Here is a 10,791-nt window from a genome sequence, read left to right on the forward strand (position 1 = left end):
TGGTTGTGGTGACTTAATTATATCAAAAATGGACGATTCTTTTTTATATTTTCCGTAAAGAAAGAGGTTGCCCAAAAGTAGCTATTCAGCTACTTTTGGGACAACCTCTTCGTGTATTATTCAAAGTTCGTTGTCATAGTTCCAGTTTTATACCGATTGTTAGGATCGAAACGTAACAAATCTCCATAAATGAGTTTGTCGGAAAGTTTCAATTCCGTTTTTGCTTTTTCAATATTTGGTTGACATAATGAGATGTCTGCTTCTTCACCTGTGTTTCGTTTATAGCACATGTTTTTTGTATAAACATAATCTTCCGAAACGAAGCTACCATCACGCATTACCATAAGAGGGTCTTTTTCTTTAATAAATAGGTCAGTTCCAAATTCAACTGATTGATTTGTTTTAATACCAAGTAAATGAAGTAGCGTTGGTTTAATATCAATTTGACCAGACACTTTAGAAATGACTTTTCCTTCTTGACCAGGCACGTGAATGATGAGAGGGACGCGTTGTAATTGCATAGAATCAAATGGTGTAATAGCGTCTTTCCCAAGGAATTGAGCCATAGCTGCGTTATGGTTTTCAGAAATACCGTAATGATCTCCATAAATGACAATAATGGAATTATCATACAGTCCTTCTTCTTTTAATTGTTTAATAAATTGTTTAAGAGCTTCATCCGTGTAACGAACAGTTGGAAAGTAACGGTTTACAACACCACTTTCTGAATTAAACTCATCAACATATTGATCTTCTGGATTTAGAAGAAATGGAAAATGGTTTGTTAAAGTAATGAATTTTGTATAGAACGGCTGTGGTAAAGATTTTAGCTTTGGAATAGATTGTTCAAAGAACTCTTTATCTTTTAATCCCCAACCGACAGACATTTGTTCTGTGCCTACGTAATCATTTAAATTAAAGTAACGATCATATCCAAGTGCAGGATACATTACATCACGATTCCAAAACGTTTTATCGTTTGAATGGAAGACAGCAGAAGAATATCCGTATTTCTTTAATTGTTCTGGTGTAGCTGTATATTCATTTGTTGCATGAGTAAAGAATACAGAACCGCGGTCTAACGGATAAAGTGAATTTTCAACGATAAATTCAGCATCAGAAGTTTTACCTTGTCCTGTTTGATGATAGAAGTTATCGAAATAAAAGCTATCTTTAATAAATTCATTTAAAAATGGAGTAATTTCTTTTCCATTTATTTTTTTATTAATAACAAAACTTTGTGTAGATTCCATTGAAATTAAAATAACATTTTTGCCTTTTGCAGCTCCAAATAAATTTTTGTCAACTTGCTTATCTTTTGAATCTGTATAGTTTTTAATTTCAGAAAACCCGTCCCCACTTGCAAATACACGTTCAGCTGAAGATTTAGATTGAAGTGTAATATCAAATAGATGATATGTGTATAAACCTAAATTTTTCACGACAGTTTGACGGTCAAACGAGCGTGAGAACATTTGTGGTTTATAAATAACGGAAACAACAATTTGTAGTGCTAATAGAGCAGTTACACCGCTAAAGAAAGTTCTCTTCTCAGAGCGGGAAAGCGGCGTTTTGTCGCAAAATGATGGGAATTTACGCGAAAGAAACATTAAGATGATCGCATCTGCGAATAACAGTAATGTTTTATACGTAAAGAGTTCTTTTATACTCGTCCCTAAATCAGCCATATTATTTGTTTGAAATAATACTGGGAACGTAACGAAATCGTTATAAAACCCATAAAACATTGCATTTCCAAATAAAATGAATGACAGTATAAAACTAATTCCAACTATAATGCGATTTCGGTGTTTAGATGCAAATAAAGCAAAACCGAAAAATAAAAGTAACGCAGCTAGTGGATTAATAAAAAGCATAAATTCTTCAAAGAAATTATCAATTTTAATATCAAACGCTAGCTTGTACACAATATATGTTTTTATCCATAATAAAACGACTGCAACGAGTGCGAATCGCAGTTTTGGAAACAGACGTTGTAGCATAATATACTCCTCTCCTAAAAAGCATGACGGTTCTTGTGGGCCGATTTGATTAGCGCCTCATTTTATATATACGAACAGTCCTTTATTATTATGTTTATTATACTATGAGTATCATTATACGAAAATAAAAGAGAGTTGTGGACTTTTTTATAACAATTGAGTAGAAAAAGGGCAGTAGGAGACAATAAAATGGAGTTTCTATGTATGATTATTATCGTGCGCGGAAAGAATCGTGTAACAATACGGAGGTTATAATGCGAAAATTATTATATTTTATAGTATGCAGTAGTGTTATACTTTTTGCTTCACCAAGTGTGTCGGTAGCTCAATATGATGCACCTCTTATGGAAGATGCCCTTTATTCTGTCTTATTTCCGAAAATAAATAAAGCAATTGAAAAACAATATGGGAGCTTGAAGCCTTATCAATGCCCGAAAATTATTAGTTTAAAAAAAGTGTATAGCGGTACATATTTATTTCAAGCAGTTATTGAAGTAACGAAGTATGAACGTGTTGCAGGGAAAATTGCGCCACCATTTGAGAAGGTAACGATTACATTTAATAACGAAGAAGGCGAATGGGAAGTGACAAAGGTTTCAGTAAAGCGCTTATCAAACGATACGAAACTAAACTGTAAAAAAGCAATATAAAAAATTGTTTGACAAATAAAATGGTCCTTTGGTATTGTTAATAGCAACAATTAGATGTTTGAAAATTAAATAGACTTACCTCATCTACTCTCAAAGGTAGAGGCCGCGATAGGAAAGAGTAAGCTATGGGAGATTTAATGGGATCTGTGATCATAGGTTGAAAGGGACTATTGCCGAAATATAAGAATAACCATCTTATTCATATATTGGGACTGCATTGAATAAATGTAGTACTGTCATAAGATTTATTTTATGGAGAGCTATTTGGAGATGTTGATGCGGTTTCTTATTTTGAGGAGATAACAACTCGTTTATTTTTTCAATATATATTTTTCCTAATAAGAAACGCGTGTGAACATTGTTCCGCGCGTTTTTTGTCTATCTAAAAGCGTGCTGCAATGAATAGAAGATTGGGGTTATGAGTTTTAGAGGAAATAAGGGAGGAATTCAAATGTATTTACACGGCACAAGCCGAATCAATGGGCAAGGACACTTAGAAATTGGAGGGTGCGATACGACGCAGCTAGCAAAACAATATGGGACACCACTTTATGTATACGATGAAGAGTCAATTCGAGGAAAGTGCCGCGCGTTTCATCGTGCTTTTAAAGAAAGTGGGTTCTCTTATCAAGTAGCATATGCAAGCAAGGCGTTCTTGTGCATGGAGATGTGCCGAGTAGCTCGTGAAGAGAATATGTCATTAGATGTTGTTTCTGGAGGAGAATTATATACTGCACTACAAGCAGGATTTCCGGCATCGCGCATTCATTTTCATGGTAATAACAAAACAGATGAAGAAATTGTGATGGCTCTTCAGGCGAATATTGGTTGTTTTGTCGTAGATAACTTCTTAGAATTAGAAATTTTGCATGATTTAGCAGTGCAGCATGGGAAATTTGTGAACATATTAATTCGTGTAACGCCTGGGGTAGAGGCGCACACACATGAATATATTACAACAGGTCAAGATGATTCAAAATTTGGATTTGGCGTGTCAAATGGTCAAGCGATGCAGGCAATTGAGCTTGCTTTACAAAAATCAAATTATAACGTGTTAGGGATTCATTCACATATCGGATCACAAATATTTGAAACGGCTGGATTTGTGCGAGCGATTGAAGTTCTTCATCAATTTTTAGAAGAAGTGAGAGAGCGAACAAACTATGTAGTAAAAGTGCTAAATGTGGGTGGAGGATTCGGAATACGCTACACAGAGTCCGATACACCATTAACTCTTGAGACATACGTGCGAGCTGTAACAAGTGCAGTGAGAGAACAATTTACAGTATGTAATTATCCATTGCCAGAAATATGGGTTGAGCCAGGTCGTAGCATTGTAGGGGATGCTGGAACGACACTTTATACAGTCGGATCTGTGAAAGACATTCCTGGTATTCGGAAATATGTATCAGTGGATGGTGGGATGACTGATAACTTAAGACCTGCTTTATATAACGCTCGTTATGAAGCGATGTTAGCGAATCGAGGGAATGATGAGAACGAGGAAGTTGTTTCGATTGCAGGGAAATGCTGCGAGAGTGGAGATATGTTAATTTGGGATATTAATCTACCGAAAGTTGCTTCTGCGGATTTACTAGCAATTTCTTGTACAGGGGCATACGGGTACTCGATGGCGAATAATTATAATCGGATTCGTAGACCAGCTGTCGTCTTCGCAAAAGGTGGTACATCACAAATTGTTGTAGAGCGCGAAACATATGAAAATATTATTGGGAACGATCGCATACGTATTAAAGAACTTGTTTAAATGAGGAAAAAGGAGTTGTTCGGATGGGCAATTCCTTTTTTATAAAATAAAATAATTAAAATATATCGGAAAACTAGGATTGAAAAAAATCAGAATTGTGATAAAATACAAATACAAAGCTTATCAAGAGAAGCGGAGGGAACTGGCCCGGCGAAGCTCGGCAACCTGCTTATAGAAAGCAAGGTGCTAAATCCAGCAAAATGGAATCCATTTTGAAAGATAAGGTAAAATATATTACCGAACAGTCTTTTCGAAATGGGAAAGATTTTTTTTATGAATAAAAAGGGGGGCTGTTCGCGTGAGCGTACGGGAACATTTTGAGGAAGTATCTGAGAAAATTGAAGCGATGCTTGCTGATATGAAATATGGTTCAATTACAATTGTTGTGCAAGATGGAAAAGTCATTCAATTAGAGAAAAGTGAAAAAGTACGTTTAAAGTAAAAAGCGCTGACTAGAAAACTAGAGGCGGTTTTAACCTATTTCATTAGGTTAAAACCGTCTTTTTGCTTTTACAGGGGGAAAAAACATGTTGACGTATGAAACGTGGGAAGAAAATGATGTTTCATTTTCAGAAGAAGATGAAACGAAAGGCGCGTTATCTGTATTAAGTTGGGCTTATAAAGAATATAAAAGTGAAATTGTATACGCATGTAGCTTCGGAGTGGAAGGGATGGTACTGCTGCATCTTATTAACCAAGTAAATCCATCTGCTAAAGTTGTATTTTTAGATACTAACGTACATTTTCAAGAAACATATGAATTAATTCAAAAAGTGCGGGAACGATTTCCTTCATTAAATATTATAGAAAAACAGCCAGAACTTACACTTGATGAACAAGCCGGATTGCATGGTGACAAGCTATGGGAGAGCAATCCTAATCTCTGTTGTAAGATTAGAAAAATTTTGCCTTTAGAAGAATCATTAGCGAATGAAAAAGCGTGGATATCGGGACTGAGGAGGGAACAATCAGAAACCCGTAAGCATACAAAGTTTATAAATCAAGATCATCGCTTTCGATCTATTAAAGTTTGTCCGCTCATTCATTGGACGTGGAAAGAAGTATGGCGATATGTATACAAACATAGTTTGCCGTATAACCCATTACATGACATTGGATATCCAAGTATTGGGTGTGAGAAGTGTACGTTACCTGTAGGAGAGGGTGGCGATTCGAGAGATGGTAGATGGGCCGGGAAAGTAAAAACTGAATGTGGCCTTCATTATCAATAAGGTGAATCTTGAAATAAAACTAAGAGGGGATATAGAAAATGAGTACAGTAAACGAATTAGTAAACCGTGTAGACGAGACATACGACGTATCACAAATTGAAAAAGAAATTGGGCTAGACAACATTGCATTAAGTGATTTAGAACTATTAGCGACAGGGGGATATAGCCCGCTTACTGGTTTTTTAGGAAAGAAAGATTATGATTCGGTTGTAGAAACGCTTCGTTTAAATAATGGAAGTGTTTGGAGTATACCTATTACATTACCAGTAACAGAAGAGGTAGCAGAGACGCTAAAAGTTGGAGAGGAAGTAAAACTTGTTAACGGTGGAAATGTATATGGTGTCATTCAAATAGAAGATATTTTTGTGCCTGATAAGGAAAAAGAAGCGTTACTAGTGTATAAAACGACGGATGAGGCTCATCCAGGAGTGAAAAAATTATACGAACGACCGAACGTTTACGTCGGAGGAGCTATTGTTCTGACGAAACGTTTTGAAAATAATCTGTTTCCTTCTTATCATTTAGATCCAATTGAAACGAGAGAAGAATTTAAAAAACGTGGTTGGAAAACAGTAGTTGGATTCCAGACGAGAAATCCGGTACATCGTGCTCATGAATATATTCAAAAATCTGCTCTTGAAATTGTAGATGGCCTCTTTTTAAATCCGCTCGTTGGGGAAACGAAGTCGGACGATATTCCTGCTGATGTAAGAATGGAAAGTTATGAAGTATTACTTCAAAACTACTATCCGAAAGATCGTGTCTTTTTAAGTGTATTTCCTGCAGCAATGCGTTACGCAGGACCGAGGGAAGCGATATTCCATGCATTAGTCAGAAAGAATTTTGGATGTACCCACTTTATTGTAGGACGCGATCATGCAGGAGTAGGAGATTATTACGGTACTTATGAAGCACAAGAAATTTTTACAAACTTTACAGTAGAAGAGTTAGGGATTACACCGTTATTTTTTGAGCATAGTTTTTACTGCACGAAATGTGAAGCGATGGCTTCAACGAAAACATGCCCGCATGGAAAAGAGGATCATGTCATCTTATCTGGTACGAAAGTAAGAGAACTATTAAGAAACGGTGAGGTTCCGCCAAGTACATTTAGTCGTAGAGAGGTAGTAGAGGTACTAATTAAAGGTTTGAAAAAAGAAGTAGTAACAGAATAGGGAGAGAATGAGATGGATACGAATATTACTTGGCATACAGCTTCTGTTTCAAAAGATGAGAGAAGAGTGAAGAATGGGCATCATAGTTTTGTCATTTGGTTTACTGGTTTATCAGCTTCGGGTAAATCTACAGTAGCGAACGCGGTTGCTCGTAAACTATTTGAAAAGAATATTGGAAACTATGTACTTGATGGAGATAATATACGTCACGGTTTAAATAAAGACTTAGGTTTCTCTGAAAGTGATCGTATGGAAAATATAAGACGAATTGGCGAAGTAGCGAAGCTATTTGTAGATCAAGGGACTGTTGTTCTTACAGCGTTTATTTCACCGTTTCGAGTAGACCGAAAACAAGTTAGAGATCTATTAGCTGCAGATGAATTTATAGAAGTGTTTGTAAAATGTCCAATTGAAGAGTGTGAGAAACGTGATCCGAAAGGGCTTTATAAAAAAGCAAGAAAAGGTGATATTAAAGACTTTACAGGTATCGATTCACCGTATGAGGAACCAGAGCAAGCGGAATTAATTGTAGAAACGCACAAGTATTCTATTGAAGAATGTGCAGAACAAATCGTGAAGTACTTACAAGAGCGTAGTTTTATATAGGGGGATAAAAAATGAGTTATGAAAAAGTATGGGCTAACAATGAAAAATTAAATCAAACTGAGAAAAATAAATTAAAAAAAGATGGATTGGAAATCTTTAATGACATTCCTTACTATGCAGAGAATGGCTTCGAATCTATTCCGAAAGAAGAGTGGGACGCATTCAAATGGGCAGGGTTGTATTTACAAAGACCGAAGGAAGCTGGTTATTTTATGATGCGTGTAAATATCCCTTCTGGCATTATTACGAATGCACAGGCAGAAGTGCTTGCTTCTATCGCTGAGGATTATGGACGTGACGTAATAGATATTACGACAAGACAGGCAATTCAGTTTCACTGGTTAGAAATTCATCAAATTCCAGATATTTTTGAAAGATTAGCAAAGGTTGGGTTATCTTCAGCTGGGGCTTGTGGTGATATAACGCGTAATATTACAGGGAATCCACTTGCTGGTATTGATGCAAATGAACTATTTGATACAACTGGCATTGTAAAAGAGGTATATGATTATTTCCAACATAATGAAGAGTTTTCTAACTTACCGCGTAAATTTAAAATGTCTATTAGTTCTAACATTTATAATTCAGCAAACGCAGAGATTAACTGTGTTGCATTTACACCTGCAACGAAAGAAATAGATGGTGAGAAAAAAGTTGGTTTTCATATAAAAGTAGGCGGTGGGTTATCAGCCCGTCCGTATTTAGCTGATGAATTAGATGTATTCGTTTTACCAGAAGAAGTAAAGGCGGTAGCAATTGCGATTGCTACGATATTCCGTGATTTTGGATATCGTGAAAAACGTCATTTAGCTCGTTTGAAATTTCTTGTTGCAGACTGGGGAGCAGAGAAGTTTAAAGAGAAACTAATAGAATATACAGGACCATTACAAAGTAAAGGAGAAAGTGCTCTTAAAGGCTGGAATGCGGGGTACTTTTATGGTGTCCAAGACCAAAAACAAGATGGACTAAAATATGTAGGTTTTAATGTGCCAGTAGGACGCCTACATGCAGAAGAAATGTTTGAGATTGCAAGAATTGCTAAACAATATGGAAATGGACAAATTCGTACATGTAATTCACAAAACTTCATTATTCCGAATGTTCCGCCAGAAAATGTAACTGGCTTGCTAAATGAGCCGTTGTTTGAAGCGATATCAGCAAATCCGAAATCGTTTATTGGTCACGCGGTTTCTTGTACTGGTATTGAATATTGCAATCTTGCATTAGTAGAAACGAAAGAAAGATTACGAAAAATTGCCGAATACTTAGATACACAAATTGCACTCGATGTTCCGGTTCGTATTCATATGGTAGGATGCCCGAATTCATGTGGTCAACGTCAAATTGCTGACATTGGATTACAAGGTGTAAAAATGAAAACGAAGGAAAAAGGAATTGTTGAAGCATTTGAAATATATGTAGGTGGAACGCTGTTAGATGGTGGTGCTTATAATCAAAAGTTAAAAGGAAAAATAGATGGCGAGGATCTACCTGATGTACTCGCATCATTTATAAGTTATTTCAAAGAAAATAAATTACCAGCTGAAACGTTTTATGATTTTGTAGGCCGTGTTGGTGTAGAGACATTACAAACAGCGTTAAATAACGTGTTAGAAGAAGTAATAGCGTCTTAGGAGGGGCAATATGGATTTATATCGATTTGAAGCGGTATTAGTGAATAGCATTGTTCCGATTGTTGTTGTTGCTGAAAGTGAAGAACAGGCATTTAAGATGGCGGAGATTGAGCTTGAAAAACATTTTTTACCGTTACCAGAAGTAAAGGAGATTGCTTTATTTGAAAAAAAGAAGATTCGAAAAAGCGCAGCCTTTGTTATTCATGAGTAAGGAACATTGAAATATGAAGAAATGAAAACTTCCATTCCTATATAAGGATGGAAGTTTCACTTTAATAGTAGAAATGAGGAGAGATGATGGGAAAAGTATATATCGTTGGAGCGGGCCCTGGTGATCCAGATTTAATTACTGTAAAAGGATTGAAATGCATTGAGAAAGCAGATGTTATTTTATACGACCGTCTCGTGAATAAAGAATTGCTTTCTTATGCAAAGCCTGAAGCGGATTTAATTTATTGCGGAAAACTACCAAATTATCACACGATGAAGCAAGAGACAATTAACACGTTTCTTATTAAATATGCGAAAAAAGGAAAAGTTGTAACGAGGCTAAAAGGTGGGGATCCATTTGTATTTGGTAGAGGAGGAGAAGAAGCTGAAGCGTTAGCAAAGCAAGGTGTACCGTTTGAAATCGTTCCTGGTATTTCAGCTGGAATAGCTGCTCCTGCTTATGCTGGTATTCCAGTGACACATCGTGATGCAAGTGCAAGTTTTGCTATTGTGACAGGGCATAGAAAAGAAGATGCTGAAGAGGAAGTGAAGTGGGAAAATTTAGCGAAAGGTGTAGAGACGTTAGCTGTATATATGGGGGTTAGCAATTTACCCTACATATGTGAGCAACTGATAAAGCATGGAAAAGATAAAAGTACGCCTGCTGCTATTATTGAGCGGGGAACGACATCTATGCAGCGCACAGTTGTTGGGACGTTAGGAACAATTGTAGATGTTGCGAAAAAAGAACAAATTCAAAATCCGAGCATGATTGTAATTGGAGAAGTCGTCCGTTTTAGAGAAAAAATCCATTGGTTTGAGAAACAGATAGAAAGTACGTATCAAGTAAGTGGAGTGTTATAAAATGAAAGCCATCTTATATATATGTCATGGAAGTCGCTTGAAAGCGGCGAAAGAAGAAGCGGTTGCATTTATTACGTCATGTATGAACCGTGTAGAGGCAAGTATTCAAGAAATTTGTTTTTTAGAGTTAGCGAGTCCAACTATTGATGAAGGGTTCCGTACATGTGTGAAGCGTGGTGCTACAGAGATTATTGTTATTCCTGTTTTTTTATTAGCGGCAGGTCATGTGAAGAAAGATATCCCGTTTGAATTGGAAAAGTTAAATAATCAATATCCAAGTATAAAAGTGACCTATGGTAATCCGTTTGGTGTATCAGAATCACTTGTTAAATCGGTATATAGCGGAAGTGGTATTGAACAGGAAGATAAGAATGAAGTGACGTTACTTCTCGTTGCAAGAGGGAGTAGCGATCCTGAAGTATTAAAAGATATAAACTGGATTGCTTCTTTATTTCAAATGGAAGAGAAGATTAAGAAAGTAGAAGTTTGTTATTTAGCAGCTGCAGAGCCAAAATTTGAGGAGAAGTTAAAGGAAGTTGTAGAACGAAAAGAAAAGAATATCGTTGTACTGCCTTACTTGTTATTTACAGGTTTGCTTATGAAGCATATTGAAAAAGAAGTGCGCCAATATGAGCTAGATGAGATAAAA

General features: G+C 36.2%; 11 protein-coding genes and 2 riboswitches. Of the genes, 10 read left to right on the forward strand and 1 reads right to left on the reverse strand.

Features of this window, described 5'->3' with window-relative positions; all coding sequences use genetic code 11:
* Window positions 1–116: 116 nt before the first annotated feature.
* Window positions 117–2,003 (reverse strand): LTA synthase family protein, encoded by a 1,887-nt coding sequence (locus MR083_RS24870; RefSeq protein WP_242269993.1) that lies wholly within the window; start codon window positions 2,001–2,003, stop codon window positions 117–119.
* A gap of 200 nt (window positions 2,004–2,203) precedes the next feature.
* Between MR083_RS24870 and MR083_RS24875 the strand changes: the two genes are divergently transcribed.
* The 10 genes from MR083_RS24875 to MR083_RS24920 all read left to right on the forward strand — a co-directional run.
* Window positions 2,204–2,653 (forward strand): DUF3888 domain-containing protein, encoded by a 450-nt coding sequence (locus MR083_RS24875; protein WP_242269994.1) that lies wholly within the window; start codon window positions 2,204–2,206, stop codon window positions 2,651–2,653.
* 89 nt (window positions 2,654–2,742) lie between these two features.
* Window positions 2,743–2,924, forward strand: a riboswitch (Lysine riboswitch).
* A 180-nt stretch (window positions 2,925–3,104) separates the two neighbouring features.
* On the forward strand, window positions 3,105–4,421 hold the full coding sequence (lysA, locus tag MR083_RS24880) for a diaminopimelate decarboxylase (RefSeq protein ID WP_000280636.1): 1,317 nt from the start codon (window positions 3,105–3,107) through the stop codon (window positions 4,419–4,421).
* 117 nt (window positions 4,422–4,538) lie between these two features.
* A riboswitch (SAM riboswitch) is annotated at window positions 4,539–4,647 on the forward strand.
* 72 nt (window positions 4,648–4,719) lie between these two features.
* Entirely contained in the window at window positions 4,720–4,863 is a 144-nt protein-coding gene (locus MR083_RS24885; RefSeq protein ID WP_000116161.1) for a YezD family protein, read from the forward strand.
* Window positions 4,864–4,948: 85 nt separating this feature from the next.
* Window positions 4,949–5,653 (forward strand): phosphoadenylyl-sulfate reductase, encoded by a 705-nt coding sequence (gene cysH / locus MR083_RS24890; protein ID WP_139869709.1) that lies wholly within the window; start codon window positions 4,949–4,951, stop codon window positions 5,651–5,653.
* Window positions 5,654–5,691: 38 nt separating this feature from the next.
* The gene (gene sat, locus MR083_RS24895; protein WP_242269995.1) at window positions 5,692–6,828 is read left to right on the forward strand and encodes a sulfate adenylyltransferase; all 1,137 of its coding nucleotides are present in this window, start codon (window positions 5,692–5,694) and stop codon (window positions 6,826–6,828) included.
* Window positions 6,829–6,840: 12 nt separating this feature from the next.
* Window positions 6,841–7,434 (forward strand): adenylyl-sulfate kinase, encoded by a 594-nt coding sequence (gene cysC / locus MR083_RS24900; protein WP_000380509.1) that lies wholly within the window; start codon window positions 6,841–6,843, stop codon window positions 7,432–7,434.
* 11 nt (window positions 7,435–7,445) lie between these two features.
* Window positions 7,446–9,068: a nitrite/sulfite reductase gene (locus MR083_RS24905; RefSeq protein ID WP_242269996.1), complete on the forward strand. Its 1,623-nt coding sequence runs from the start codon at window positions 7,446–7,448 to the stop codon at window positions 9,066–9,068.
* A gap of 10 nt (window positions 9,069–9,078) precedes the next feature.
* Window positions 9,079–9,279, forward strand: a complete 201-nt coding sequence (locus MR083_RS24910; RefSeq protein ID WP_000366912.1) for a DUF3906 family protein — start codon at window positions 9,079–9,081, stop codon at window positions 9,277–9,279.
* An 86-nt stretch (window positions 9,280–9,365) separates the two neighbouring features.
* A complete protein-coding gene (gene cobA / locus MR083_RS24915) occupies window positions 9,366–10,142 on the forward strand; it encodes a uroporphyrinogen-III C-methyltransferase (protein ID WP_242269997.1) in 777 nt (258 codons plus the stop codon).
* Between the two features lies 1 nt (window position 10,143).
* Window positions 10,144–10,791, forward strand: a 648-nt coding sequence (locus MR083_RS24920; protein ID WP_242269998.1) for a sirohydrochlorin chelatase, incomplete at its 3' end; no start/stop codon positions are given.

Source organism: Bacillus cereus group sp. BfR-BA-01408 (assembly GCF_022663305.1).
GTDB classification, from domain to species: domain Bacteria; phylum Bacillota; class Bacilli; order Bacillales; family Bacillaceae_G; genus Bacillus_A; species Bacillus_A pacificus.